General features: G+C 68.2%; 31 protein-coding genes. 13 read left to right on the top strand and 18 right to left on the bottom strand.

The genetic code is table 11. From position 1 onward, the window contains the following. Positions 1-67 precede the first annotated feature (67 nt). Genes rbsK through QZH52_RS10480 form a run of 8 tightly spaced genes read right to left on the bottom strand, consistent with a single transcriptional unit; the run spans position 68 to position 6,132 of the window. Positions 68-1,009 (bottom strand): ribokinase, encoded by a 942-nt coding sequence (gene rbsK, locus QZH52_RS10515; RefSeq protein ID WP_301807834.1) that lies wholly within the window; start codon positions 1,007-1,009, stop codon positions 68-70. Then, positions 1,006-1,455, bottom strand: coding sequence for a ribose 5-phosphate isomerase B (rpiB, locus tag QZH52_RS10510; RefSeq protein ID WP_286525909.1), 450 nt, complete (start codon positions 1,453-1,455; stop codon positions 1,006-1,008). Before rpiB ends, rbsK begins: the two co-directional genes overlap by 4 nt. Positions 1,456-1,477: 22 nt before the next feature. After that, on the bottom strand, positions 1,478-2,263 hold the full coding sequence (locus QZH52_RS10505) for a transporter substrate-binding domain-containing protein (RefSeq protein WP_286530443.1): 786 nt from the start codon (positions 2,261-2,263) through the stop codon (positions 1,478-1,480). 36 nt (positions 2,264-2,299) lie between these two features. Next, positions 2,300-3,052 carry an amino acid ABC transporter ATP-binding protein gene (locus QZH52_RS10500; protein WP_286530441.1) on the bottom strand — a complete coding sequence of 251 codons (753 nt, stop codon included), beginning with the start codon at positions 3,050-3,052 and terminating at the stop codon, positions 2,300-2,302. After that, the gene (locus QZH52_RS10495; RefSeq protein ID WP_286530439.1) at positions 3,049-3,744 is read right to left on the bottom strand and encodes an amino acid ABC transporter permease; all 696 of its coding nucleotides are present in this window, start codon (positions 3,742-3,744) and stop codon (positions 3,049-3,051) included. Before QZH52_RS10495 ends, QZH52_RS10500 begins: the two co-directional genes overlap by 4 nt. Beyond that, positions 3,741-4,418, bottom strand: coding sequence for an amino acid ABC transporter permease (locus QZH52_RS10490; RefSeq protein ID WP_301807826.1), 678 nt, complete (start codon positions 4,416-4,418; stop codon positions 3,741-3,743). Before QZH52_RS10490 ends, QZH52_RS10495 begins: the two co-directional genes overlap by 4 nt. Then, positions 4,415-5,317 carry an NAD(P)-dependent oxidoreductase gene (locus QZH52_RS10485; RefSeq protein ID WP_301807825.1) on the bottom strand — a complete coding sequence of 301 codons (903 nt, stop codon included), beginning with the start codon at positions 5,315-5,317 and terminating at the stop codon, positions 4,415-4,417. The genes QZH52_RS10490 and QZH52_RS10485 overlap by 4 nt, the downstream gene beginning before the upstream one ends. After that, complete coding sequence (locus tag QZH52_RS10480) at positions 5,314-6,132, bottom strand: FadR/GntR family transcriptional regulator (protein WP_301807822.1); 819 nt, start codon at positions 6,130-6,132, stop codon at positions 5,314-5,316. The genes QZH52_RS10485 and QZH52_RS10480 overlap by 4 nt, the downstream gene beginning before the upstream one ends. Before the next feature lie 128 nt (positions 6,133-6,260). On the opposite strand from QZH52_RS10480, the gene nac reads away from it, so the two are divergent. The 12 genes from nac (at position 6,261) to QZH52_RS10420 (ending at position 16,008) form a co-directional block, all read left to right on the top strand. Then, positions 6,261-7,172 carry a nitrogen assimilation transcriptional regulator NAC gene (nac, locus tag QZH52_RS10475; protein ID WP_301807819.1) on the top strand — a complete coding sequence of 304 codons (912 nt, stop codon included), beginning with the start codon at positions 6,261-6,263 and terminating at the stop codon, positions 7,170-7,172. A 159-nt stretch (positions 7,173-7,331) separates the two neighbouring features. Further along, positions 7,332-7,757 carry an acetyl-CoA carboxylase biotin carboxyl carrier protein gene (locus QZH52_RS10470; RefSeq protein WP_301807816.1) on the top strand — a complete coding sequence of 142 codons (426 nt, stop codon included), beginning with the start codon at positions 7,332-7,334 and terminating at the stop codon, positions 7,755-7,757. Continuing rightward, on the top strand, positions 7,750-9,102 hold the full coding sequence (gene accC, locus QZH52_RS10465) for an acetyl-CoA carboxylase biotin carboxylase subunit (RefSeq protein WP_301807813.1): 1,353 nt from the start codon (positions 7,750-7,752) through the stop codon (positions 9,100-9,102). Before QZH52_RS10470 ends, accC begins: the two co-directional genes overlap by 8 nt. Next, positions 9,099-9,764, top strand: a complete 666-nt coding sequence (gene pxpB, locus QZH52_RS10460; protein ID WP_301807811.1) for a 5-oxoprolinase subunit PxpB — start codon at positions 9,099-9,101, stop codon at positions 9,762-9,764. The genes accC and pxpB overlap by 4 nt, the downstream gene beginning before the upstream one ends. Then, entirely contained in the window at positions 9,761-10,744 is a 984-nt protein-coding gene (locus QZH52_RS10455; protein ID WP_301807808.1) for a 5-oxoprolinase subunit C family protein, read from the top strand. The genes pxpB and QZH52_RS10455 overlap by 4 nt, the downstream gene beginning before the upstream one ends. Beyond that, a complete protein-coding gene (locus tag QZH52_RS10450; protein WP_301807806.1) occupies positions 10,741-11,109 on the top strand; it encodes a biotin/lipoyl attachment domain-containing protein in 369 nt (122 codons plus the stop codon). The genes QZH52_RS10455 and QZH52_RS10450 overlap by 4 nt, the downstream gene beginning before the upstream one ends. Before the next feature lie 18 nt (positions 11,110-11,127). After that, positions 11,128-11,892 carry a LamB/YcsF family protein gene (locus QZH52_RS10445; RefSeq protein WP_301807803.1) on the top strand — a complete coding sequence of 255 codons (765 nt, stop codon included), beginning with the start codon at positions 11,128-11,130 and terminating at the stop codon, positions 11,890-11,892. Between the two features lie 160 nt (positions 11,893-12,052). Beyond that, complete coding sequence (locus QZH52_RS10440; protein ID WP_301807800.1) at positions 12,053-12,805, top strand: SDR family oxidoreductase; 753 nt, start codon at positions 12,053-12,055, stop codon at positions 12,803-12,805. A gap of 51 nt (positions 12,806-12,856) precedes the next feature. Further along, entirely contained in the window at positions 12,857-13,558 is a 702-nt protein-coding gene (locus tag QZH52_RS10435; RefSeq protein ID WP_286530418.1) for an amino acid ABC transporter permease, read from the top strand. Positions 13,559-13,561: 3 nt separating this feature from the next. After that, on the top strand, positions 13,562-14,317 hold the full coding sequence (locus tag QZH52_RS10430) for an amino acid ABC transporter permease (protein ID WP_286530416.1): 756 nt from the start codon (positions 13,562-13,564) through the stop codon (positions 14,315-14,317). A 76-nt stretch (positions 14,318-14,393) separates the two neighbouring features. After that, positions 14,394-15,128, top strand: a complete 735-nt coding sequence (locus QZH52_RS10425; RefSeq protein ID WP_286526091.1) for an amino acid ABC transporter ATP-binding protein — start codon at positions 14,394-14,396, stop codon at positions 15,126-15,128. A 37-nt stretch (positions 15,129-15,165) separates the two neighbouring features. Then, the gene (locus tag QZH52_RS10420; RefSeq protein WP_286509428.1) at positions 15,166-16,008 is read left to right on the top strand and encodes an ABC transporter substrate-binding protein; all 843 of its coding nucleotides are present in this window, start codon (positions 15,166-15,168) and stop codon (positions 16,006-16,008) included. 81 nt (positions 16,009-16,089) lie between these two features. On the opposite strand, the gene QZH52_RS10415 is transcribed toward QZH52_RS10420, so the two are convergent. Both QZH52_RS10415 and QZH52_RS10410 read right to left on the bottom strand, forming a co-directional pair. Further along, positions 16,090-16,716, bottom strand: a complete 627-nt coding sequence (locus QZH52_RS10415; RefSeq protein ID WP_301807792.1) for an H-NS histone family protein — start codon at positions 16,714-16,716, stop codon at positions 16,090-16,092. Positions 16,717-16,838: 122 nt separating this feature from the next. Beyond that, positions 16,839-17,717: a LysR family transcriptional regulator gene (locus QZH52_RS10410; protein ID WP_286530410.1), complete on the bottom strand. Its 879-nt coding sequence runs from the start codon at positions 17,715-17,717 to the stop codon at positions 16,839-16,841. Positions 17,718-17,832: 115 nt separating this feature from the next. Here QZH52_RS10410 and QZH52_RS10405 point away from each other — a divergent pair, with 115 nt between their 5' ends. Continuing rightward, positions 17,833-18,843, top strand: coding sequence for a zinc-binding dehydrogenase (locus QZH52_RS10405; protein ID WP_301807788.1), 1,011 nt, complete (start codon positions 17,833-17,835; stop codon positions 18,841-18,843). Positions 18,844-18,883: 40 nt separating this feature from the next. On the opposite strand, the gene QZH52_RS10400 is transcribed toward QZH52_RS10405, so the two are convergent. From QZH52_RS10400 to QZH52_RS10365, 8 genes are read right to left on the bottom strand one after another with little or no spacing between them, the layout of a single operon-like run. Beyond that, positions 18,884-19,606, bottom strand: a complete 723-nt coding sequence (locus QZH52_RS10400) for a type 1 glutamine amidotransferase (RefSeq protein WP_301807783.1) — start codon at positions 19,604-19,606, stop codon at positions 18,884-18,886. Positions 19,607-19,619: 13 nt separating this feature from the next. Beyond that, on the bottom strand, positions 19,620-20,339 hold the full coding sequence (locus tag QZH52_RS10395) for an ABC transporter ATP-binding protein (RefSeq protein WP_301807780.1): 720 nt from the start codon (positions 20,337-20,339) through the stop codon (positions 19,620-19,622). Next, the gene (locus QZH52_RS10390; protein ID WP_301807778.1) at positions 20,332-21,087 is read right to left on the bottom strand and encodes an ABC transporter ATP-binding protein; all 756 of its coding nucleotides are present in this window, start codon (positions 21,085-21,087) and stop codon (positions 20,332-20,334) included. Before QZH52_RS10390 ends, QZH52_RS10395 begins: the two co-directional genes overlap by 8 nt. Beyond that, entirely contained in the window at positions 21,084-22,046 is a 963-nt protein-coding gene (locus tag QZH52_RS10385) for a branched-chain amino acid ABC transporter permease (protein WP_301807775.1), read from the bottom strand. Before QZH52_RS10385 ends, QZH52_RS10390 begins: the two co-directional genes overlap by 4 nt. Beyond that, the gene (locus QZH52_RS10380; protein ID WP_301807772.1) at positions 22,043-22,903 is read right to left on the bottom strand and encodes a branched-chain amino acid ABC transporter permease; all 861 of its coding nucleotides are present in this window, start codon (positions 22,901-22,903) and stop codon (positions 22,043-22,045) included. The genes QZH52_RS10385 and QZH52_RS10380 overlap by 4 nt, the downstream gene beginning before the upstream one ends. Positions 22,904-22,940: 37 nt before the next feature. Then, entirely contained in the window at positions 22,941-24,134 is a 1,194-nt protein-coding gene (locus tag QZH52_RS10375) for an ABC transporter substrate-binding protein (protein WP_301807769.1), read from the bottom strand. Between the two features lie 49 nt (positions 24,135-24,183). Beyond that, complete coding sequence (locus tag QZH52_RS10370) at positions 24,184-25,416, bottom strand: NAD(P)/FAD-dependent oxidoreductase (protein WP_301807765.1); 1,233 nt, start codon at positions 25,414-25,416, stop codon at positions 24,184-24,186. Continuing rightward, the gene (locus QZH52_RS10365) at positions 25,416-25,739 is read right to left on the bottom strand and encodes a 2Fe-2S iron-sulfur cluster-binding protein (protein WP_286525947.1); all 324 of its coding nucleotides are present in this window, start codon (positions 25,737-25,739) and stop codon (positions 25,416-25,418) included. Before QZH52_RS10365 ends, QZH52_RS10370 begins: the two co-directional genes overlap by 1 nt. Positions 25,740-25,743: the final 4 nt, after the last annotated feature.

Raw genomic sequence — 25,743 nt, 5'->3', positions numbered from 1 at the left:
GACCGAACGGTACGCAAATCCCGCTCGCGAGGCCAAGACGAGTTCGCTCTGGTCGTATAGGAAGAGCTTATGGTGGGTTGGGAAAGGTCTCCCGAAGGACATCAGCCCGCGAAGGCATCGACGCCTGAGCGCCGACGCGCGTCACGCAAATTGCCGCAGCGCGTATGGCATGGCGAATTGCCTCGGCCATCCCGCGGCCTTCCGCCCGCAGGGCCGCAAATGCGCCGATGAACGTATCCCCCGCCGCCGTGGTGTCGACCGCGACAACCGGCTGCGCCACGAAGTGCTGCGTTCCGGCGCCGGAGCTCCATACGACGCCTTGCTCGCCCAGCGTCACCAGCACGTCGCCCGGTCCGCTCCGGCGCAGGAGGTTCGCAGCTTCCCCGGCGTTCGAGCGCGTGACCAGGGGCATGCCGGAGAGGAGGCTGGCCTCGGATTCGTTGACGACCAGGATGTCGATCGACCGCCACAGTTCGGGCGGCAGCAGTTGCGCAGGCGCAGGATTCAACAGGACGGTGCAGCCGGCCTGGCGCGCGACCGCGGCGGCACGCACCACCGAGTCCAACGGCACCTCGAGCTGCAGCAGCAGCATCGCCGACCGTTCGAGGTGCGTCCGCAGCAGGTCCGCATCGGCGACAGTCACCGATGCATTGGCGCCGGGAATCACGGTGATGCAGTTCTGCCCGCTGCTGTCGACCATGATCATCGCCACCCCGGTGCTCTGGCCCGGTGTGCTGCCGACGCCGGTGTGGTCGACCCGACGGCTGTCCAGGGCTGCCCGCAACTGGTCCGCGAAGTCATCGTCGCCAACCCGACCCACCATCTGCACCCTTGCACCCTGGAGCGCGCAGGCCACCGCCTGGTTGGCGCCCTTGCCGCCGGGATTGACGAGCAGGCTCTCGCCGGTGAGGGTCTCGCCGGGCCTGGGCATGCGCGGCACGCGTGCCACCAGGTCCATGTTCAGGCTGCCGAAGACGACGACGCCTTGCCGCATCGCCTGGGGCTTCACTTGAGGTCTCGCTCCATGTCGTGCAGCTTCCGGACCCGACGGCGATAGTCTTCGTTGTCGTCGAACCTCGCATCGAGGAACGCCGTCACCAGGTCGTTGGCAAGCCAGGGTCCCACGATCTGGGCACCGATGCACATGACGTTGACGTCGTCGTGCTCGACGCTCTGGTGCGACGAATGCACGTCGTGGCAGACGGCGGCACGGATGCCGCGCACCTTGTTCGCCGCGATCGCCGCGCCGACGCCGGTGCCGCACACCATGATGCCGCGCTCGACCTCGCCGGACAGCACCTGGGCCGTCAAGGCCTGGGCAATGTCTGGAAAGTCCACTGGATTGGCGTCGTGGCTTCCGACGTCGACCACCTGGTGGCCAAGCGCCTCGAGATGGGCGATCACGCCGCCCTTGAGTGCCCAACCTGCGTGGTCCGAGCCGATGGCGAGTTTCATGGTGCAGCGTTCTTTCAGGTTTTCAGTTGGTCATGGACGCGGGCAGGCCGACACCATAGAACTTCTTGTAGGTGTCGCTCAGCTTGCCGTTCTTGAGGTTGGCGGCGACCCATTCGTTCAGCTTCGCCAACAGCCTTGGCTCGCCTTGCTTGACGCCGATCGCGAGGTCGAAATTGCGGATGACGAACTTCGGCTCCCAGGGCTTCTGCGGATTCTTGGCCGAGATCTGGTTCACCAACGCCACCGACGTCGCGACGACCTCCGCCTGGCCCGTGGCGCCCGCGGCAACCACGGTGGCGTCGTCGTCGTAGCGCACGACCTTGAAGCCCTTGTCGTTCGCCATGGCGCTCAGTTCGGTGTCCTGCGTCGTGCCGCGGGAGACCGTGACGTTCTTTCCCTTCAGGTCGCCCCAATCCTTGATCGACGCATTCTTCGGCGCGCCCACGACCGATTGAAGAACCGCGTAGGGCTTCGAGAAGTCGATGATCTTGGCCCGCTCGGGCGTGACCGACAGGGTCGAGATGACGATGTCGGCCTTGCCGGTGTTGAGGTTCGGGATGCGGGTCGCGCCGGTGGTCGGCACCCACTCGATCTGCAGGCCCCAATCCTGGGCCAGCAGCTTCGCGGTCTCGACATCGGAGCCGGTGGGCTGCATGTTGGCGTCCATCATGCCGGCCGGAGGGATCGCGACGTCGGTCGAAATGCGTATCTTCTTCGCCGCCATGATGTCGTCCAGCAGGTCGGCGTGTGCGGTCAATGCCAATAGGCTGAGGCAGGCTGCTGCGAGGGAAGAACGAATCGGTGTCATCTTGTCTCCTTGGTTGTTCGCTTGGGATCGGTGAAGCTACAAGTCGCTGTGCACGAATTGTTGGAGTTCCGGCGTCTGCGGATCGGTCAGGATGCTTGCATCGCCGTGTTCCCAGACGCGCCCGGAATGCATGAAGACCACCTTGTCGGCCACCCGGCGCGCAAAGGCCATCTCGTGGGTGACCATGACCATGGTCATGCCGGCGGCGGCGAGTTCCTCGATGACCTTCAGGACCTCGCCGGTCAACTGGGGGTCCAGCGCCGAGGTGACCTCGTCGAACAGCATGACTTTCGGCTGCATCGCCAGCGACCGCGCGATCGCGACCCGCTGCTGCTGGCCACCGGAAAGCTGCTCGGGATAGGCCTTCGCCTTCTCCGACAAGCCGACCTTGGCGAGGACGGATTGCGCGAGTTCGCGCGCCTGTGCCTTGTCGACGCCCTTGGCGGCACGCGGGGCCAGCATGATGTTCTCTTCGATCGTCAGATGCGGGAAGAGGTTGTAGCTCTGGAAGACGATGCCGACGTCGAGGCGCAAGGCCTTGAGGTCGACGTTCGGGTCGTCCACGCGGCGCCCGCAGACCGAGATCTGGCCGCTGTCGACCACTTCGAGGCGATCGATGCAGCGCAGCGCCGTGCTCTTGCCGGAGCCGCTGCGGCCGATGATGGCCGTGACCTCGCCGCGATGCGCCTCCATGTCGACGCCGGCCAGCACCAGGTGGCTGCCGAAGCTCTTGCGCACGTCGCGCAGCATCACGATGGGATCGTCGCTGTTCATATAGCTGTCGCTCATGTCAGGGAGAGTTGGCCCGGCGGGGTGGACAAGCTCCGGGCTTCCTGCGCCCGGGCGCTGCGGCGCTCGAGCCGGCGACTCCAGCGCGACAGGGGATAGCACAGCGCGAAGTAGACCGCCGCGATGATCAGGTAGACCAGGAAGGGCTCGAACAGCGAGTTGTTGATGATCTGGCCGGCACGGGCCAGCTCGACGAAGCCGACCACCGATGCCAGCGAGGTGTTCTTGACGATCTGCACCATGAAGCCGACGGTGGGCGGCGTGGCGATGCGGATCGCCTGCGGCAAGACGACCTTCCGCATGCGCTGCGCGCGCGTCAACGCCAGGCATTCGGCCGCTTCCCACTGTGCGCGCGGCACCGAGAGAATGCAGCCGCGCCAGATTTCGCCGAGGTAGGCCGACACATAGACCAGCAGCGACGCGCTCGCTGCCGTCAGCGGCGAGATCTTCAGGCCCAGGGCGGGGAGGCCGAAGAAGGTCATGAACAGGATCACCATGAGCGGGGTGCCCTGCACCAGTTGCACGTAGGTGCCGGTGGCCAGGCGCACCGACTTGAGCGGCGACACCCGGCACAGCGCGACGACCATGCCGAGCAGGCCGCCGCCGATGAAGGCGATCAACGACAGGCCGATCGTCCAGGCCGCCCCGTGCAGCAGGAACAGCAGGTGATTGGCGTTCAGGCCGGTCGTCACAGGGCGGTCCCCAGCCGGCGCCGGCGCGGAAAGAGCCACATGCCCAGCCCCCAGAACGCTGCGCGCATGGCGAGAGAAAGCAGCACGTAGAGGACGCCGACCAGCACGTAGGTCTCGAACGGCCGGTAGGTGTCGGACTGCACGAAGTTCGCCACGGCCGTGAGCTCTTCGGCGGAGATCTGCGAGCAGACCGAGGTCGCCAGCATCAGCAGCACGAACTGGCTGGTCAGCGCCGGGTAGACCCGCTCCATCGCCGGCAGCAGGACGACGTGCCAGTAGACCTGCCGGCGACTGAGCGCCAGGCATTCGGCGGCCTCGACCTGGCCCTTGTGGATGGAGTCGAAGCCGGCCCGCATGATCTCGGTCGCATAGGCGCCGACGTTGATGATCAGCGCCGCGGTCGCCACCGTGATGGCGGGCAGCTTGAGGCCGATGCTGCTGAGGCCGAAGTAGACCAGGAAGATCTGCACCAGCAGCGGTGTGTTGCGGATCGCCTCGACATAGGCGCTTGCCACGCGCTGCGCCCACACCACGTTGCTTCGCTTGGCGATGGCGAACAGCGTTCCGATGGCGAAGCCGACGACGGTTGCACCGGTCGCGAGTTTCACGGTCACGATCGCGCCGTCGAGAAACATCGGCCAGCGCGACAGCACCGCCGCGAAATCGAGCGTCATGCCGGTGCCTGTCCGCTCATGCGGTCGTAGACGCGAAACAGGGCCTGGTTGCCGTTGGATCCTTCGCCGTGGGCCCGTGCATCGAGGTATTGCGTCGTGACCAGTGAAGTGGCCGGCAGCGGCACGTTGGTTTCCGCGGCCTGCTGCGCCACCAGGCGCAGGTCCTTGAGCATCAGGTCGATCCGGAAGCCGGCCGAAGCGTCGCCCTCGATCATCTGCGGGCCCAGCTTGTCGAGCATCCATGAAGCGGCCGATCCCCCCATGAGCACCTCGCGCAGCCGGGGCAGGTCGACGCCGGCGGCACGGCCGAGGGCCAGCGCTTCGCAGATCGCCTGCAAGTTGATGCCGCAGATCAGTTGGTTGCACAGCTTGACCGCCTGGCCCGACCCGCTTTCGCCGACGTGCGTGATCGTGGTTCCCATCGCCGAAAAGAAGCGCCGGGCCTTTTCGAAGGCTGCCGCGTCGCCTCCGGCCATGATGGACAGCGCCGCGTTCCGGGCGCCGATCGGCCCCCCCGAGACGGGCGCGTCGAGGAATGCGACGCCGATGCGGGCCAGGTCGGCGGACATGCGGCGCACGGCGCCGGGTGCGATGGTGCTCATGTCGATGACCAGTCGACCCGCCGGCGGATGAGCAAGGAGTCCGCCGTCGCCATGGACGACAGCCTCGACGTCCGGCGTGTCCGGCAGCATCGTGACCACGGCGTCGGCCGCGGTGCTTGCATCGGCAATGCTGGCCGCCGCGTCGATGCCGAAAGGCGCGAGTGCGTCGACGGCCTCGCGCCGCACGTCGTAGGCCTTCACGCGATGGCCGGCTTTCGCGAGGTTGATGGCCATCTCGCGCCCCATCGTCCCGATGCCGATGAAGCCGACGACGCCCTTGCTTGTTTCATCGCTCATGGGGTTGCCTTGGCCTTCCTGGGTTTCTTGGCGGTCGGCGGGGCCGCCGGCGCGGCGGCCGCCTTGCGGGGAGCAATTGCCTTCTGCCGCCTCAATTCGTCGCCGATGCGGAAGTGCTTGCGAAGGGCCTGGTCGGCGGCGTCTTCGTCGCCGGCGATCACCATCTCCAGCAGCAGGTGGTGGTCTTCGACCACGGTGCGCTTGATCGACTCGTCCTTGTGTTCGCCCACCAGATGGCGGCGGTCCCGGTGCGAGCGGGTCAGCATCGCGGCCATCGCGCCATGCAGCTGGATCAGCGTGTCGGATTTGCTCGACCGCACGATCGCCTGGTGGAATTCGAAGTCGGCCAGTGCCCCTCCGGCAGCGTCGTCCACTGTGGCCTCGATGGCGTCCAGTGCGGCGCGCATGCGCTCGATGTCGGCGGTGGTGGCGCGTTGGCAGGCGAGGCGGATGGCCTGGCATTCGAGTGCGATGCGGGCTTGCATGACATCGTCCAGTGCATCCGGTGCCTGTGCCAGCGAAAAGGCGAACACGTCGCCGAGCACGGAGACGTCAGGCTGTCGAACCACCGTGCCGACGCGTTCGCGGATCTCGACCACGCCCATCATGGACAACGCCCGAAGGCCTTCGCGCACGATCGGACGGCTGACGCCCAGCTGGAGCGCCAGTTCGCGTTCGGGAAGCAGCCGGTCGCCGGTGCGGATGCGGCTTTCGAGCAGCTGTTCGCGCAGGAACCCGAACACCTTGGCGAAGCCGGTCGTCTGGTTTTCGGACTCGGCGCGGGTGATGTTCGGAATCCGGGACTTTGTTGTCATGCCGTGGTTTTACCAGCGGCTGACCAACGGACGCATCCGGGTAGTCCCGTAGCCTGGAAATGGCGGCGTGCTTAAGATGGGAGCCCGACAGCCGAACGCCAGGCTTGTCTTTTGCATGTGGACCGGTCGTGAACCTCCGCCGCCTCAAATACTTCGTCAAGATCGTGGACATCGGCAGCCTGACCCAGGCGGCCGAGCATCTGTTCATCGCCCAGCCGGCGCTCAGCCAGCAACTGGCGACCCTCGAAGGCGAAGTCCGCCAGCAATTGCTCGTGCGGACCGGGCGTGGCGTCACGCCGACCGAGGCCGGCAAGGTGCTGTACCGGCACGCCCAGATCATCCTGCGCCAGTGCGAGCAGGCGACGGTCGACATGGAGGCGGCCGGGCAGGGCGTGTCGGGGCCGGTGTCGGTCGGGCTGGCGCCGGGCACTGCGGCCTCGGCGCTGTCGCTGCCCCTGCTGCGCACCGTGCGGGCGCGCCATCCCGGCATCCTGCTGTACCTCAACGAGAACTACGGCACCACCTTGAGCGAGCTCATCATGAACGGCCGCATGGACCTGGCGGTGCTGTACGGCGACAAGGCCATCCACGGCCTGACCTTCCTGCCGCTGCTCAAGGAGCCCCTGTTCCTGGTCGGGCCGGCGTCGCTGCCGGCGCCGGCGCAGCCGGTGAGGCTGGCCGACCTGCACGAGATCGAACTGTTCCTGCCGCGCCCCTACAACGTGGTGCGCAAGCTGGTCGATGCCGCCTGCATGCGGCTGGGCATCGCGCCCCGGATCGTGGCCGAGATCGAATCCGCCTTCACCCTGACGGCCGCGATCGCCGACGGCCTGGGCTGCACCATCCTGCCGGCCTCGATGGCGCGCGAGGTGGTCGCGGCCTGCGGCGCCTGGCAGTTCCAGATCGTCGACCCCGTGATCGAAGCGCCGCTCGCGCTCTGCCAGTCCGACCACCTGCCGCTGTCGGAGCCGGCGCAGGCGGTGAAGGACATCCTGCTCGAACTGGTCACCGACCTGGACGGCGGCGCCGCCACCCGCTGAGCCCCGGGCCGCGGCCGGCGTCATAAGGCGCCCTTATCCCGCCACAGCCAAACCGTCTTTGGCATCGGCGCGCGCGCCAGTTACCTTTCATGCCAGCCGTCACGCGTTCGTGGAGCGCGTCGGTCCTTCAGGAGCTCGCCCTTACCGGCGGACCCGGGCATGAACCAGGAACAGATCAAGCTACTCATCGATTCCCTCGCGGCGTCGGACCTCGCGGAACTCCGCTTCAGCGAGAACGGCAGCACGCTGAGGCTGGTGAAGAAGGCGACGCCCGTCGAAGACGGTTCGCCGTCCACGGCGGAGCCGGTGGCGCCATCGGCCGCCGCCGACGCCTCGACCCTGTGCGTGGCGCCGCTCTACGGCGTGGTCCACCTCCAGCCGACCCCCGGCGAGCCCGCCTACGTGCGCGTCGGCCAGGGCATCACGGCCGGCCAGACCCTTTGCGTGATCGAGGCCATGAAGGTCTTCAACGAGGTGCGCGCGGACGCCGACGGCACGATCGAAGCCGTGATGGTGGCCTCGGGCGACGAAGTCGAAGGCGGGCAGGCGCTCTTTCGCATCCGCCGGGGGCAGCCCGATGTTTGACACCGTGCTCATCGCCAATCGTGGCGAGATCGCCCTGCGCATCCAGCGCGCCTGCCGCGGGCTGGGCCTCAAGACCGTGGCGGTCCACTCGGAAGCCGACCGCGACGCGGTCTATGTGCGGCAGGCCGACCAGGCCCTGTGCATCGGCCCGGCGAGTCCGTCGCAAAGCTACCTCGACCCCTCGGCGCTGCTGTTCGCCGCCGAGGTCAGCGGCGCGCAGGCGATCCATCCGGGCTATGGCTTCTTGTCGGAGAACGCGGGCTTCGCGCAGCAGGTCGAGGACGCCGGGCTTGTCTTTGTCGGCCCCAGCGCGGCCTGCATCCGCACCATGGGCGACAAGGTGGCGGCCAAGCGTGCGATGCGCAGGGCCGGCGTGCCCTGCGTTCCCGGACCCGACGAAGGTCTGCCGTCGGCGCCGGCCGAGGTGCTGGCTCTGGCGCGCGAGGTCGGCTTTCCGGTCATCGTCAAGGCCGCCGGCGGCGGCGGCGGGCGCGGCATGCGCGTGGTCCACGAGGAAGGCGCGCTGCTCGAGGCCATCGCCCTGACCCGCGAGGAGGCGCGCCGCGCCTTCGGCAACGCCGAGGTCTACATCGAGAAGTTCCTGCTGCATCCGCGGCATGTGGAGATCCAGGTGCTGGCCGACAGCCATGGCCATGCGATCTGGCTCGGCAGCCGGGATTGCTCGCTGCAGCGGCGCCACCAGAAGGTGGTCGAGGAAGCGCCGGCGCCCGGCATCGACGAGGCGCTGGTGGCGGAGGTGGGCGAGCGCTGCGCGGCCGCCTGCCGGCAGCTCGGCTACAGCGGCGTGGGCACCTTCGAATTCCTGTACGAGAAGGGCGCCTTCTACTTCATCGAGATGAACACGCGGCTCCAGGTCGAGCACACGGTGACCGAAATGACCACCGGCATCGACATCGTGCAGCAGCAGCTGCGCGCCGCACGCGGCGAACGGCTGGCCCTGACCCAGGCCGACATCGCCTGCCAGGGCCACGCGATCGAATGCCGCATCAATGCCGAGGACCCGGACAGCTTCGCACCGTCGCCGGGCCGCATCACGGGCTGGCACATGCCGGGCGGCTTCGGCGTACGCGTCGACACCCATGCCGGGGCCGGCTACCGCGTGCCGCCGTACTACGACTCGATGATCGCCAAGCTGATCGTCCACGGCAGCTCGCGCGCCGATGCGCTCGATCGCATGCGCCTGGCGCTGGCCGAGATGCAGGTCGAGGGCATCGCGACCAACGTGCCGCTGCACCGGGCCATCATGCGGGACGAGGGCTTCGCCGCCGGCGGCGTCGACATCCACCATCTGGAGCGCTGGCTGGCGCAGCGGAGCGCGGCATGAACTCGCTGCCCGCGACGCCGGTTTTCAGCCTGCTCGGCACCACCGCGCTGCTGTTCGAGGCGCCGGGCGCATTCGACCTGGAAGCGCAGCAGCGCATCTGGGCGCTGGCGAAGGAGGCCGAGGCCTGGCCCGAGATCCGCGAAGCGGTGCCGGGCATGAAGAACCTGATGCTGACCTTCGTCGAGCCGCCTCAGACGCTCGATGCGCTGCAGGAGCGGCTGATGGCCGCATGGCAGGCCGCCGTACCGCTCGCCCGCAGCGGCCGGGTGGTCGAGCTGCCGGTGGTCTACGGCGGCGCCGGCGGGCCGCACATGGCGGACGTGGTCGCGCACACCGGGCTCTCGGTCGAGCAGATCGTCGAGCTCCACAGCGCGCCGCTCTACCCGGTTTATGCGCTGGGCAGCCATCCCGGCTATTGCTACCTCGGCGGCATGGACCCGCGCCTGGCCACGCCGCGGCGCAAGGTGCCGGTCATGAGCATCCCGGGCGGCGCGGTGTCGATCGGCGGTGCGCAGACCGGCGTCTCGGCGTCCGCCGGCCCCAGCGGATGGAACACCATCGGGAGCACCACGATGTCCTTCTTCGACCCGGCGGCCGAGCCGCCGGCCGCGCTGCAGCCCGGCGACATGATCCGTTTCCGCGTGGAGGCCGTCCTGCGATGATCGAAATCCTTTCCAACGCGGCGCTGGCGACCGTCCAGGACCTCGGCCGCAACGGCAGCCTGCGCTGGGGCGTCGGTACCTCGGGCGCCATGGACGACCTGGCGCTGGCGGCCGGCAACCTGATGCTCGGCAACCCGGTGGGTGCGGCCGGCATCGAGATCCCGGTGTTTCCCTTCAAAGTGCGTTTCGGCGCCGACTGCGCCTTTGCCCTGACCGGCGCCGACTGCGACGCGCGGCTGGACGAGCGGCCCCTGCTGCCCTGGTGGACGCATCGCGCACGGGCCGGCGAGGTGCTGGCGCTGGGCGTCCCGAAGGGCCCGATGCGGGCCAGCCGGGCCCTGCTGTGCCTGTCCGGCGGCGTCGACGTGCCGGAGGTCCTGGGCTCGCGCAGCACCCAGCTGCGCGGCGCCTTCGGCGGCTTCGAAGGGCGGGCGCTGAAGCGCGGCGACGTGCTGCGCTGCGGCCATGACGGCCACGGCCGGCCCACCGGCTTCGGCCTGGTTCCGCCGGCGCTGGCCATGCCCCTGCAGCGCGACGGCATCGCGGCCGTGCGGGTCCTGCCGGCGGCCGAATACCTGGCCTTCGAACCCGCGTCGCGCGAAGCCTTCTGGGACCGGGACTGGAAGATCACCGCCCAGAGCGATCGCTATGGCTATCGGCTCGACGGCGAAGCGCTGCGTCCGATCGCACCCATGGAACTGCTGTCGCACGGCATCGTGCCGGGCGTGATCCAGGTGCCCCACAGCGGCCAGCCGATCGTCCAGATGCGCGACGCCCAGCCTTCCGGCGGCTATCCAAAGTTCGGCACCGTGATCGAGGCCGACCTGTGGCGGCTCGGGCAGGCGCCGATCGGCAGCCGCATCCGCTTCATCGAGACCACCTGGGCGCAGGCCGTGGCTGCGCGCGACGAAGCCCGCCAATGGCTGGCGAAGGTCGAACGGATGGTGGCGCTGCATTGCAGCGCGCGGGGCGCCCGGTGAAGAAGACCGACGCACAACGCGAGGACATCGCGCGCTGGCTGGCCGGGACCGACATCGGCTACTTCGAGCTGCGCACGCCCTTCGAGACCCTGCGCTTCGGCGCGCCGCAGGCCCACCACGCGCCAACGACGCTGCGGGCCGCCTCGGTCGGCGTCTTCAGGCGCGCGCACCCGCTGCACGCCGCAGCGCTGGCGCCCATCGGCGAGCCGGTGTCGGCGGGGCAGGCCGTGGGCGTGCTGCAGATCGGCCCGCTGCTGCTGCCGGTGCTCGCGCCGGTGCCCGGGCGGGTGGCCCGGTGGCTCGCGGACGATGGGGCGGCGGTCGGCTTCGGCGCCGCCCTGATCGAGTTTCAAGAAACGACCTGACGGCGAAGGGACCGCACCATGGACATCGATCTGAACGCCGACCTCGGCGAGGGGCTGGGACCCTGGCGCATGGGCGACGACGAGGCCCTGCTCGGCATCGTCTCGTCGGCCAACGTCGCCTGCGGCTTCCATGCCGGCGACCCGCTCATCATGGACCGCACCGTGCGCACGGCGCTCAGGCACGGCGTCGACGTCGGCGCCCACGTGGGCTTTCCGGACCTGGTCGGCTTCGGCCGGCGACAGATGCAGATGGACCCGGCCGAGCTCTCTGCCTGCGTGCTCTACCAGCTCGCCGCGCTGTCCGGCATGGCCCGGGCCGCCGGCCACCGCCTGACGCACATGAGCTTCCACGGCGCCCTCGGCAACATGGCGGCGGCCGATCCGGCGCTGGCCGGGCCGCTGGTGCGCACGGTCGCCGATTTCGATCCGTCGCTCACGATCAGCTCGTCGGCCAGCCGCGCCATCGAGGAAGCCGCCGCGGACTGCGGCCTGCGCGTGCGAACCACCTTCCTGGCCGACCGCGCCTGCGACGAGGAGGGCCTGCTGATCCCGCGCAAGATGCCGGACGCCGTGATCCACGAGCCGGCGCGCGTGCTGGCCCGGGTCCGCCAGCTGCTGGAGGAGGGCACGGTCACCAGCTATGGCGGCCGGAAGATCCCGATGCGCGTCCACTCGATCCTGGTCCATGGCGACACGCCGGGGGCGGTGGCGCTGGCGCGCGGGGTGCGCGCGCTGGTCGAGGCGCACGGACGGGTCGTCCCGATCTCCCGGCAGGCGGCCTGAGGGGCCCGGACATGGTGCCAACCCTGAGCCGGCGCGCACCCTTCCCGGGCGACATAAGGGCCCCTTATCGCTCCACAGACAAACCGTCTTGGCGCGTTGCCGGAGCGCTCGATACAGTGAATCCATCGCATCGTCCTTCGTTCCACTGAAAGCCATCGCCATGCCGTTCTCCGACTACAAGACAGCCCTCGTGACGGGCGCCTCCTCCGGCATCGGTGCCGCGGTGGTCGAGCGCCTTTGCAAGGAAGGCCTGCAGGTCCACGCGCTGGCGCGCAGCGGCGGCAAGCTCGAGGCGCTGGCCGCGCGCACCGGCTGCATCCCGCACGCCATCGACGTCAGCGACCTGCGCAGCATCACCGCGCTGGCGAAGGAGGTCGACTTCGACGTGCTGGTCAACAACGCCGGCGTCGACCGGCCCGGCTCGATCCTCGCGGCCGATGCCGAAGGGATCGACCTGCTCGTGGACGTCAACCTGCGCGCCGTGCTGCACCTCTGCCGGCTCGTCGTCCCCGGCATGGCAGCGCGCGACCGCGGGCACGTGGTCAACATCAGCTCGATCGCGGCGGCCTACAACTTCGGCGGCAACAGCACCTACCACGCGACCAAGGCCGCCGTCAGCATGCTGTCGCGGCAACTGCGCATCGACTGCTTCGGCAAGCGGGTGCGCGTCACCGAGATTTGTCCGGGCCGCGTCGCGACCGACATCTTCGCCCACGTGCACGGCGATTCCGAAGCCACCCACCAGCGCTTCGTCGAAGGCTTCGAGCTGCCGCAGGCCGAGGACATCGCGGATGCGATCGCCTTCGCGATCGCGGCGCCCATCGCGGTCAATGTCGGCCACATGGAAATCACGCCCACCATGCAGGTTCCGGGCGGCCTGTCGACCACGCGTCCCGGCGCGGCGCAGGCCTGAGTCCGGGTCTCGCATCGCTCCGCACGGCGCCTGCCACACCAAGGACCGGCAATGAAGGAATTCGATCTCCTGGCGATCCTGCTCAAGCCCGAGTTCGGCCTGATGCTGCTGCACGGCATCGAGGCCACCTTGCAGATCGCCGCCGGCTCCTGGCTGCTGGCCATGGCCATCGCGATCGTGCTGCTGGTGGTGCGCCTGACGGGCCAGCCGATCGCCGAGCGAGCCGTGGCGGCCTATGTGTCCTACCACCGCAACGTGCCGACCCTGGTGCAGCTGATGCTCTGGTACTTCGGCATCTTCAGCCTGCTGCCCGACGCCCTGCAGGCCTGGCTGTCGGAGCACAACGCCGAGACCCTGCTGTCGATCGTCGCGCTGGGCCTGTGCCAGGCGGCGTATTTCAGCGAGGACATGCGCTCCGGCCTGCGCTCCATTCCCGCCGGGCAGGCCGAGGCCGCCCGGGCGCTGGGCCACGGCTACATCGGATCGATGCGTCACGTGATGCTGCCGCAGGCGATCCGCAACGCGGTGCCGGCGCTGGTGAACCACAGCGTGTCGCTGTTCAAGAACAGCAGCCTGGCGATGGCGATCGGCGTCGCCGAGCTGACGCATGCGGTGAAGGAAATCGAGAGCCAGAGCTTCCGCACCTTCGAGGCCTACAGCGCCGCCACCGTGCTGTACCTGGCGTTCTCGCTGCTCATCATGGCCGTCGGCGCCTGGGTGGCGCGGCGCTATCGAATCGTCGGTGCGAGGTAGCCCATGTTCAGCATCTTCGAGATCCTCAGGGACAACTGGCTGCTGCTGCTGGTGGGCCAGTATCCGAACGGGCCCCTGGGCGGGATCGTCGCCACCCTGATCCTGTCGGTGCTCGGCATCGTGCTGGCCTTTCCGCTGTCGGTGCTGCTCGCGCTGGCGCGCCTGTCGCCGTGGAAGCTGCTGCGGGTGCCCGCCACGGTGCTGGTCTACATCGTGCGCGGCGTGCCGCTGCTGATGGTGATCCTGTGGGTCTATTTCCTGGTGCCGATCCTGATCGGCCGCGACGTGTCCGGCTTCACGACGATGCTCTGCACGCTGGTCATCTACGAGGGCGCCTACCTGTCGGAGGTGGTGCGCGCGGGCATCCAGTCCCTTCCCAAGGGGCAGAGCGAGGCGGCGCGCGCGCTCGGCCACAGCCACCTCGGGACGATGTTCTACGTGATCCTGCCGCAGGCGCTCTACAACATGCTGCCGAGCATGCTGAGCCAGTTCATCTCGACCATCAAGGAAACCACGCTGGGCTACGTGATCAATGTCCAGGAGCTCACCTTTGCCGCCAACCAGATCAACAACCAGCTGCTGACCAAGCCCTTCCAGGTGTTCTTCATCCTGGCGATGACCTACTACGTGGTCTGCTTCAGCCTGACCCGGCTGGCGCTCTGGCTGGAGCGCCGCATCGCCCTCAAGCGGCTCGGCACCGCCGTCCGCCAGGACCCCGGCGCCAGCGACCTGCCGCCCGCCGTGGCCACCCATCCCTGAGGCCGCGCAGACGGCCCACCACAGAAACCGACGGAGACAGACCATGAACCCCCCATCGCCCCTCCAGGACGACCCCATGATTCTGTTCAACAACATCAACAAGTGGTACGGCGACTATCAGGCGCTGACCGACGTCTGCGCCGAAGTGAAGAAGGGCGAGGTCGTGGTGGTCTGCGGGCCGTCCGGTTCCGGCAAGTCGACCTTGATCCGCACCGTCAACCGGCTCGAGGAGATCAAGTCGGGCCAGTTGCTGTTCGACGGCCACGACATCCACGCGCCGATGAGCAGCGTGGCGCTCAACCGGCTGCGCAGCCGCATCGGCTTCGTGTTCCAGAGCTTCAACCTCTTTCCGCACCTCTCGGTGATGGACAACATCATGCTGTCGCCGATGCGGGTGCTCGGCGTGAAGAAGGCCCAGGCCCGCGAGAAGGCCGGCCAGCTGCTGGAGCGGGTCGGCCTGTCGGGCAAGGCCGGCGCTTTTCCTGCGCAGCTCTCGGGCGGGCAGCAGCAGCGCGTGGCGATCGCGCGCGCGCTCGCCATGGAGCCGCCCGCGATGCTGTTCGACGAGCCGACCAGCGCGCTCGACCCCGAGATGGTGGGCGAGGTCCTGTCGGTGATGCGTGGCCTGGCCAGCGATGGCATGACCATGATGTGCGTCACGCACGAGATGAACTTCGCCCGCGAAGTCGCCGACCGCGTGTGGTTCATGGATGCCGGCCGGATCCTCGAGAAGGCCGAGCCCGAGACCTTCTTTCGTCACCCGCAGCATCCGCGCGCGCAGCGCTTCCTGTCCGACCTGCGCGCCCATTGACCCTTCCCCCGCCCTCTCACCCCTTCAGGAGATCTCCATGTCGAAACCGACCGCTCTTCAACTCGGCGCCCTGGGCGTCTGCCTGTCCGCGCTCTCCCTGCTGGCGCATGCCGACCAGTGGGCCGACATCGCCGCGCGCAAGGAACTCAAATGCGGCACCTTCGCCGACGTGCCGCCGTTCGCCGCGCCGGACCCGAAGACGCGCGAGATGGTCGGGCATGACGTCGACCTGTGCAACGCGCTGGCCAAGGAGCTTGGTTTGACGGCCAAGGTCACGCCGCTGTCGGTGGAGGCGCGGGTGCCTGAAGTCAAGCTGGGCCGGGTCGACGTGACGATCGCCAACCTGGCCTACACCAAGAGCCGTGGCGAGCAGATCCAGTTCAGCGATCCCTACTACGTCGCCAAGGAGATGCTCGCGGTCAAGGCCTCGGACCCCGGCACCACCAAGGCCGACTTCAAGGGCAAGCGCCTGAGTTCGACCAAGGGTTCGACCTCCGAGCTGTCCATCAAGATGAACGGCTCCGAGCCCGTGACCTTCCAGGACACCGGATCGGCCTTCATGGCGGTGCAGCAGAACAAGTCGATGGGGATGGTGGCCAACACCATGACCATCACCAAGCTGGTCAACCAGTCGAAGACCGAAGGCGTGCCGCTCAAGATGATCAAGGAGCCGATGGTGCTGCAGCCGATCGGCATCGGCATGAAGAAGGACGAGCCGCAGCTGCTGGCGAAGGTGAACGGCGCGCTGTATGCGCTCGAGAAGTCGGGCGAACTCGACCGCCTCTGGGCCAAGTGGCTGGGCCCGAACACCGAATACAAGCTGGTGCGCGAGGAGAAGGTGATGCCGCTGGCGGACCTGAAGTTCGAACTGCTGCCCTGAGCGCAGCTGCGCCAAAAAAAAAAGGGCCGCGCAGCGGCCCGTTCGTCTGCCTCCTTCGGCCGAAGGAGGCAGACTGCGATGTCAGCTTGCGGATGCGGTCGTCTCTGCCGAGACGGCGGGCGACACAGGCGCCGAAGCTTTCGTGGACGCGCGCGGTCGGCGGGTCTTGGCGGCGGCCTTTGGGGCCTTGGGCGCAGCAGCTGCCTTGCGTGCCGGCGCAGCCTTCTTCAAAGGAGCACTCTTCCTTGGCGCGGCCTTCTTGGCGCGAATCGACTTTTTCACCGGTGCGACAAGGCGGGCCTTGCGGGTGGTTTTTGCGACGGCCGCGACCGGCGCGTCGACGCCTTCGACCGAAGGTGCCGCAGCGACGCCAGAGGGGGCGATGAGGAACTTGTCACGGTTGCGAGCCGTGGCAATCCATCCGGGAGCCTTGCCGAAGCCGGTCCAGGTCTTGCCCGTCTTGGGATGGCGGTACTTGGGAATGCCTGCGCCCTTGCGAGGTGCCTTGCCCTCGCCGAAGGCCTTGACGGCGGCCACCTTCAACGCTTTGGCGCCACGGCCAAAGAGATGTTCGACAGTCAGGCCGAACGTGGCAATCGACTCCTTGATTTGCGCAATCACCTTTGTCATTTCAGCTTCACGGAGCGCAGCCGCTTCCTTTTCGAGTTTGGCGATGGCGGATTTGAGTTGCGCGTAGGACTTCGTCATTGAGTCTGAACCTTTGAAGTTGAGGGGGTTCGTCGCATGGCGTCATGAACGTTGGCGACAAAGGCGTCTTTATTGAATGAATGAATGAACTTCGCTTATTCAAATCGACGCCAATTTGGATTTTACGGGCTGCTCGACGTCGAACCGGCGCCCTCGCCGACGCAATTGATGACCAGGTCCAGGAATGCGCGCAGTCGTGCCAGTCCACGCAGGTCCTGGTGATAGGCGAACCAAACGTCCCTGCCCGGGGGTGACGGGTGGACATCGTGTCTCTCGATACCGGGAAACTGGTCACCCAGCAGAGTCGGCAACACGGCGAAACCTGCCCCCAGGGCGCATGTGCGAGCCTGCACATCGCGATTGTTGCTACCCAGCGCGAAGGTCGCTCCCGGAAACGTGTTTCGCAGCCAGTGCACATCCGGGAGGTCCTCGAACGCCGCATCCAACGTGATGAGCCGGCTGCCCGCGCCATCGCCTGCCGTCGGCGGAGGCATCCCGACCGGACCGTACAGGGCATAGGTCATGTGCATGAACTGCCGTTGGACGATGTCCGGGCTTTCCGAAGGCCGGATGCGAAACACCAGCTCCGCCTCCCGTCGGGCAAGGTCGCGAAAGCGCGAGTCCGTGATGAGGTCGACGCGCACCCCAGGGTGAAGCGCAACGAACCGCGCAACTACGGGCGAAAGCACATGGAGTCCGAACCAGTCTGAAGACGACACCCGGAGAAGACCTTGGAGCTCGGCGCCCCGTCCTGCAAGTTGTCGCTCGATGGCGAGCGCCTCTTCTTCCATCCGCTCGGCGTGCAATAGCACCGACGCGCCTTCATCCGTGAGTTGAAACCCCTCGCGCCCGCGTTGGAACAGCCTCTGACCGGTCGAGTCTTCCAAGGCTCGCAGGCGACGTCCCATGGTTGGCTGGGACATCCCCAAGCGCTGCGCTGCGCCACTCAGCGAGCCCGAGCGAGCGACCGCCAGAAAGATGCGGACATCACTCCAGTCCATGACGCATTCAAATATGAATGAGAGAAGTTCAGATTCGTGAATTTACATGCAAAGACGAACACCTCAAACTGAAGTCCTGGATTCACGCGCATCGCATATCAAAAGGACGATTCCCATGCCCCGCTCACTCGTTCCCGCCACCATGCAGGCTGCTGTCGTTCACGAGACCGACGGCCCCTTCGAAGTTCTAGCCCGCCCGGTTCCGGATGTCCCTCGGGGGCATGTCCTGGTGCGTATCGGAGCCAGCGGCGTCAACCCGCTCGACACCAAGATTCGCGCCGGCGTCGCGGCGCATGCAGAGCACCCCCTGCCGGCGGTTCTTGGAATGGACATGGCAGGGGTTGTCGTCCAGGTCGGTGTCGGCGTCACCCGCTTCGAGGTGGGTGACGAGGTTTACGGTCTCGTCGGTGGCGTGGGTGGCCTGCAAGGGACCTTGGCCGAATACGCTGCGGTAGACGCGGACCTCCTCGCGCACAAGCCGAAGCGCTTGTCCATGCGGGAGTCCGCCGCACTGCCGCTGGTCTCGATCACCGCCTGGGAAGGCCTGATCGACCGCGCACGCGCCAGTAGCGGTCACAAGGTCCTCGTACATGGCGGAGCGGGGGGTGTCGGGCATGTGGCCATACAGATCGCTCGCGCATTCGGCGCCGACGTCTACGCGACTGCAAAGCCCGCGCAGTTCGATGTCGTGCGTTCGTTCGGCGCGACGCCCATCGATTACACGGCTTCGACCCCTGCGGACCATGTTCACGCGCACACGGCGGATGAAGGATTCGATGTGGTGTACGACACCGTGGGTGGCGCCACGCTCGATGCGTCATTCGTGTCTGTACGCCGCTACACCGGCCACGTCGTGAGCGCTCTGGGTTGGGGCACCCACTCGCTGGCGCCGCTGTCCTTCCGAGGGGCCACCTATTCCGGCGTCTTCACGCTGATGCCCATGCTCAGTGGCAAGGGCCGCGCCCACCACGGACACATCCTGGCCCGGATCGCCGAACTGGTCGATGCGGGTCGGCTTCGCCCTCTCCTGGACACGCAGAGATTCACGCTCGGTCAGGCCGCGGACGCACACGCTCGCGCGACCAGCGGTCGGGCTGTTGGCAGAGTGGTTGTCGACATCGCCTAGTCCCCTCGGATTCCACTTCGCAATGCGCGCCCCGAGCGGGTCACCCGCAGCCCACCACCCATCGTGCATAGAGCCGCCCCAGCAACGCGTGCATTTCCTGCGTGCGCTTCGGCAGATCGTTCAGCAGGTCGCCGCCGGCGCTCGCCGCCGGATTCGCGAGCGCGTTCTGCCGAACCAACTGCTGGCCGTTGCGCGCCATCGACAGCTCGACCAGTGCAGGCGTCATCTCGAGGTGAGACTGCACCAGCAGATGCCGGTCGCGCAGCACGAAGGCCTGGTTGGCGCAACAGGCGCCGCGCGCCAGCGGGACCGCGCCGGGCGGGGGCGTGAAGGTGTCGGCGTGCCACTGGAAGGTCTGAAGCACCTTGCCCGCGTGCTCCTCGCCCCACCACGCACGCGCCGTGTCGCTGGCTTCCGCGGTGATCTCGCACCAGCCGATCTCGGGCCGGTCGTGCGGATGGACTTCGCCTCCCAGCGCGAGCGCCACCAGCTGGCTTCCCAGGCAATGGCCGGCAACCGGGATGCCGCGCGCATCGGCGTCGCGGATCAGGGCAAGCTCCTGTGCGATCCAAGGCAGCGGGTCGTGCGCGCCCATGTAGCCGCCCATGAAGACCAGGCCGCTGAAGCGCGAAGCGTCCGCAGGGACCGCCTGGCCGTCGACGATGCGCACCATCTCCACCTCGCGGCCCAGGGCCCCGAGGATCGGCAGCACCGCGCCCGGTGCCCCCACCTCGGTGTGCTGGAAGACCGCGATCGGCTTCATCGGCGCCGACCCCTCATGCCTGCACGTCGGTCATTCCGACGCCGAGCAGGCCCTCGAGCAGCGACGCATCGCCCGCCAGCGCCGCGCTCGGACCGGCATGCACCACCGTGCCGCGTTCGAGCACGATGGCCTGGTGCGTCATCTCGAGCGCCAGCACCGGATGCTGCTCGACCACGATCGACGCCAGCCCCTCGCTCTCGCAAAGGTGGCGGATCGAGCGGGCCAGCTCCTCGACGATGATCGGCGCCAGGCCTTCCATCGGCTCATCGAGCAGCAGCAGCTTCGGGTTGGTCATGAGCGCGCGGCCGATGGCCAGCATCTGCTGCTCGCCGCCGGACAGCTGGTTGCCGTAGTTGCCGCGCCGCTCGCGCAGCCGCGGGAAGAACTGGTAGACCCGCTGCAGGTTCCAGGGACCGGGCCGGCCGATCACGGTCAGGTTCTCCTCGACGGTCAGCGACGGGAATACCTCGCGCTCCTGCGGCACCCAGCCCAGGCCCGCGCGCACGCGCCGGTGGGCCGGCCAGCGCGTGATGTCCTCGCCGCACCAGCGCAGCGCGCCGCGCATCACGCGGGTGTTGCCCATCAGCGTCTCGAGCAGGGTGGTCTTGCCGACGCCGTTGCGTCCGAGGATGGCGAGGCTCTGGCCCTGCGCGAGCGCGAAGCTCAAGCGGTCGAGCACGACGGCGTTGCCGTAGCCGGCGACCACCTGGTCGAAGGCGAGCATTTCAGACATGCGCAGCTCCATGGCCGAGATAGACCTCGCGCACCCGCGGGTCGCGGCCGATCTCCGCCGGGCTGCCCTCGGTGAGGATCCGGCCGGCGACCAGCACCGAGATCCGGCGCGAGAAACGGAAGACGAGGTTCATGTCGTGTTCGATGAACAGCACGCTGATGTCCTGCGGCAGTTCGGCGATGGCTTCGAAGAGTTCGCCGCTCTCGTCCTCGGGCACGCCGGCGGCGGGCTCGTCGAGCAGCAGGATCCGGGGCCGGGCGGCCATCGCGAGCGCAATCTCGAGCAGGCGCTGCTTGCCGTAGGCGAGTTCGGCCACCGGCACGTCGGCCAGCGCGTCGAGCTTGAGTCGGCCGAGCAGCGCATGCGCTTCGTCGAACGCCGCCTTGTTGCGCTTGAGCGGGCGCCACCAGACGGCGCCCAGGCCGTCGCGCTCGCTGATCGCGAGCACCACCGACAGCAGCGGCGTGAGGCTCGGGAACAGCGTGTTGATCTGGAAGGTGCGCGCCAGCCCCATGCGGGCGCGCTTGTCGGCGCTGAGCGCGGTGAGCTCGCGCTCGCCCATGTGGATCGTTCCGTGGGTTGGCTTGAAGACGCCCGTCAGCAGGTTGATCAGTGTCGTCTTGCCGGCGCCGTTGGGGCCGATCAGGGCCTGGCGGGCACCGGGTTCGAGCGTCAGGTTGACGTCGTCGACCGCGCGGAAGGCGCCGAAGGAGATGCCGAGGCCGCGCGTGCGCAGTACGGCGCTCATGACGCCCTCCCGGTCTTCACCAGCCGAGACAGCGCGCCCATGATCCCGCCGCGGCCCAGCATGACGGCGGCGATCAGGAAGATGCCAAGCCAGAACATCCAGTACTGCGGATTGAGATCGGCGAACCAGTCGTGCACCAGCATGTAGACGATCGCGCCGATCATGCCGCCGTACAGCCGGCCGGTGCCGCCGAGCACGAGGATGATCAGCACCTCGGCCGAGCGGTTGAAGCCGATCGATTCGATGCCGACGAACTGCGTGGTCTGGGCCAGCAGCGCGCCGGCGATGCCGGCCACGCCGGCCGACAGCGCATAGGCCAGGCGCAGGCGGGCCTCGACCGGCGAGCCGATCGCCAGCATGCGCTTGCGGCTGTCGTGGATGCCACGCAGCGTGAGCCCGAACGGCGAGCGCAGCACCAGCCGCACGCCGAGAAAGACCACCAGCACCACGCCGTACGCATAGGCGAAAGCGGTCTTGCCGTACAGGTCGAACTCGAACAGCCCGAGCACCGGCGCGATCACCACGCCCTGCAGGCCGTCGGTGCCGCCGGTGATCGACGACAGCCGGTTGGCCAGCTCGGCCAGCAGCATGCACACGCCGATGGTGATCATGAGCCGCGTGAGGTCGGCGCCGCGCACCACCAGGTAGCTCAGCACATAGCCGAGCGCGACGCACAGCAGCAGGGCGAACAGCAGGCCGCTGAAGGGCTCGCTCCAGCCGTGCCTGGCCAGCAGCCCGGCGGCATAGGCGCCGGCGCCGAAGAAGGCCGCATGGCCCACCGTGAGGATGCCGGCGTAGCCGAGCGCCATGTCCAGCGAGACCGCGAACAGGCCGAAGATCACGATCTGGCTCATCAGCGTGAGCTTGTCGGGCAGCAGGAAGAAGCTCGAAGCCAGTGCGAGCCAGAAGAAGACCTCGATGCCTCGCAGGCGGGCGGGGGACAGTGCGAGCGGCTTCATGCCAGGCCCTTGCGCGGGATGATGCCGTTGGGCCGTGCTAGCAACATGATGATCATGACGACGTAGATGAGGAATGCGCCGGCTTCCGGCAGGTAGTACTTGCCTGCGACATCGACGATGCCGACCAGCAGCGCGGCCACGAAGGGGCCGGTGATGGTGCCGGCGCCGCCGACGCAGACGACGATCAGGAAGTACACGAGGTACTTGAGCGGGAACGAGGGCTCGAGCCCGAGCATGCCGAGGCTCAGCGCGCCGCCGAGGCCCGCCAGCCCGCAGCCCAGCGAGAAGGTCAGGAAGAACAGGCGCTGCACGTGGATGCCGGTGCCGCCGGCGACGCGCTGGTTGTCGACCGCGGCCCGCACCATCGCGCCGTAGCGGGTCTTGCCGAGCACCCCCAGCAGGGCCGCCAGCACCGCCACGCCGCAGAGGATCAGGAACAGGCGGTAGCGTCCCACCTCCAGCCCGAGCAGCGACACCCGGCCGTCCAGCAGCGGCGGCAGCTGGAAGGCCTGCATGGTCGGGCCGAAGAAATACGTGAACACGGCGACCGAGACGAACACGATGCCGATCGACAGCAGCACCTGGTCGAGCGGATGGGCGCGGTAGAGCCGGCGGTAGAAGGAGAACTCGAGCACCGCGCCGACCAGCGCGGCGGCGATGAAGGCCGCCGCCAGCGACGGGAAGAAGCCGACGCCGAAGTGGTTCATCAGAACACTTGCGGCGTAGCCGCCGACCATCGCGAACGTGCCGTGCGCGAGGTTGACGAAGTTCATGAGGCCCATCGTGATGGACAGGCCCACCCCGATGAGGAACAGGAGCATGCCGTAGGCCACTCCGTCGAAGATCACGATTCCCATGGATTTCCCGTTGCTGCTGGCGGCCGGCTGGTGCCGGTTACTGGCTTTCCTTGGCCGGGTCCTTGACGCGCTCGAACTTGTCGAACTCGACGTTCACCAGTTCGCCCTTGACCCGTTCGGTCTTGCGGATGTAGACCGTCTGCACGATGTCGCGGGTGGCGGGGTCGATCTCGATCGGGCCGCGCGGGCTCTCGAACTTCAGCCCCTTGAGCGCGTCCATGAACTTGTCGCCCGAGAGCTCGCCCTTGGTCTTGGCGAGCGCCAGGTCGATGGCGGCCATCGTGTCGTAGGCCGTGACCGCGAAGTAGCTCGGGCGCAGCTTGGTGCCGAACTCGGCGGCGAAGTCCTTGACGAACTTCTGGTTCTTCGGCGACGCATGGGCGTACGAATAGTGATGGCTCGTGACCAGGCCCAGCGCCACGTCGCCGGTGGCGTCGAGGTAGCTGTCGTCGGTGGCTTCGCCGGTGGCGTAGAGCTTGATGCCGGCTTCTTCCATGCCGCGCTCCTTCCAGACCTTGAGGAAGGCCGGCGGCATCACGCCCGACGGAAAGAAGAAGAACACCGCCTGCGGCCTGGCGTCCTTGATGCGCTGCACGTAGGCCGAGAAGTCGGGGTTGTTCATCGGCGTGCGGACTTCGCCGACCACCTTGCCGCCCTGGGCCGTGAAGGCCTTCTTGAACGCGGTCTCGGCGTCGGTGCCCGAGGCGTAGTCGGCCACCACGGTATAGGCCTCCTTCACGCCCTGCTTGACCATCCAGCGTGCCATCGGGTCGGTGACCTGCTGCACGGTGAACGACAGGCGCGCCACGTAGGGCGAGCTGGCCGTGATCGCGGAGGAGGCCGCGTTCATCACCAGGGTCGGGATCTTGGCCTGGGTGGCGATCGCCGCCACCGCGTAGGCGTTGGGGCTGAAGTCGAGGCCGGTGAGCACGCTCACCTTGTCGCGCACCACCAGCTCCTGGGCGATCCGCTTGGCGGCATCGGGCGCCGGGCCGGCGGTGTCCTTCTTGATGACCTCGACCGTGCGGCCGGCGATCTTGCCGCCGTGTTCCTTGAGGTAGAGCGCGACGCCGGCGTCGAACTGGCGGCCGTAGTCGGCATAGGGGCCGGAGTAGGTCGCGATCAGGCCGATGCGAAGCGGCTCGTCGGCCGCCTGCGCGGACATGGCACCGAAGGCGCCGAGGCAGGCCAGGGTCAGGGTGGCGAGCGCGTTTCTCTTGTTCATCATCATCGGGGAAGCTCCGTTCAGGGAAGCCGGCGAGCCGGCGGGCAAGGGGTGATCAGGCGACCGTCTTGAGGTCGAAAGAGGGGTCGGCGAGCTGGTCGGCACCGAGGCGGGCACGGGCGCCGATCAGCTTGCGGCTTTGCATGTGCTCGGCCGGCTTGTTCACCGAGTGGGCGGCCACGAGTGTGCCTTGCCGCAGGTAGAACACGCTGAAGCGATCGCTGGCCATGTCGCCGCGCAGCACGACTTCGTCGCCGGGCGCGGCCAGGCCGGTCATCTGCAGCTTGAGGTCGAACTGGTCGCTCCAGAACCAGGGCACCGCGGTGCAGGGCGCCTCGCGGCCGACCACCAGGGAGGCCAGCGCGCGGGCGCCGTCGTTGGCCGACTGGATCGACTCGAGCCGCATGCGCGCCGGCACGCCGGGTGCGGGCGGCAGCGCCATGCTGGCGACGTCGCCCGCGGCCAGCACCCGCGGCGCCGACGTGCGGCCCAGCATGTCGACGACGATGCCGTTGTCGACCGCGATGCCGGCCTGCTGCGCCAGCTCGGCGTTGGGCAGCACGCCGATGCCGAGGACGACCAGGTCGCAATCGATGCGGGTGCCGTCGTCGAGCTCGACCGCGGCCACGCGGCCCTGTGCGCCGTGCAGCGCCCGCACGCCGCGGCCGGTCAGCAGCGCGACGCCGCGGCGGCGATGCGCGTTCTCGACATAGGACGACATCAGCTGCGGAAATGCGCGTGCCAGCAGGTGCGGCTGGGCCTCGACCACGGTGACCTCGGCGCCGCGCGCGCGCAGCGCCGACGCCACCTCCAGGCCGATGAAGCCGCCGCCGATCACGCAGGCGCGCTCGGTGCGCCCGGCGGCGTCGGCGATCCGCAGCGCATCGTCGAGCGTGCGCAGGTCGAGCACGCCTTCGAGCGTCGAGCCCGGGAGCGCGAAGGGCCGGCAGCGTGCACCGGTCGCCAGCGCGAGCCAGCCGTAGTCGAGCACGGCGCCATCGTCGAGCCGCACGCTGCGCGCCCCGGGGTCGAGCGCGGTGGCACGCCGGCCGAGCATCAGATCGATGGCGTTCTGGGCGAAGAAATCGGGGCCGCGCAAAGCCAGGTTGTCGACGCTGGTCTTGCCGGTCAGCAGGCCCTTGGACAGGGGCGGGCGCTGGTAGGGCGCGTGGACCTCGTCGCCGACGATGACGATGCGCTCCTCGAAGCCGAGCTCGCGCGCGCTGGCGGCCAGCTGGACGCCGGCATAGGACGCGCCGACGATCACCAGGGGGTGGGCGGCGGCCATCAGCTCTGGGTCTCGGGGATGCGCACGGTCAGGCCGTCCAGCTCGGCGGTCACCGTGAGCTGGCAGCTCAGGCGGCTGCCCGGGCGGCGCTCGGAGGCGACGCCATCGAGCAGCTCGCTTTCCATCTCGTCGGCCGGCGGCAGGCGGTCGGTGAAGGCCTCGTCGACATAGACGTGGCAGGTGGCACAGGAGCAGGAGCCGCCGCATTCGGCGTCGATGCCGCGCACGTTGCCGCGGATGGCGTTCTCCATCACGCTGGAGCCGGGCTTGGCGTCGACGCTGCGGCTGCTGCCGTCTTTCAGGATGTAGTGGATCGTGGGCATGTCG

This window comes from Variovorax ginsengisoli (genome assembly GCF_030486595.1).
GTDB classification, from domain to species: domain Bacteria; phylum Pseudomonadota; class Gammaproteobacteria; order Burkholderiales; family Burkholderiaceae_C; genus Variovorax; species Variovorax ginsengisoli_B.
The sequence above is the reverse complement of the archived record's forward strand: the minus strand, read 5'-3'. Positions and strand labels throughout refer to the sequence as shown.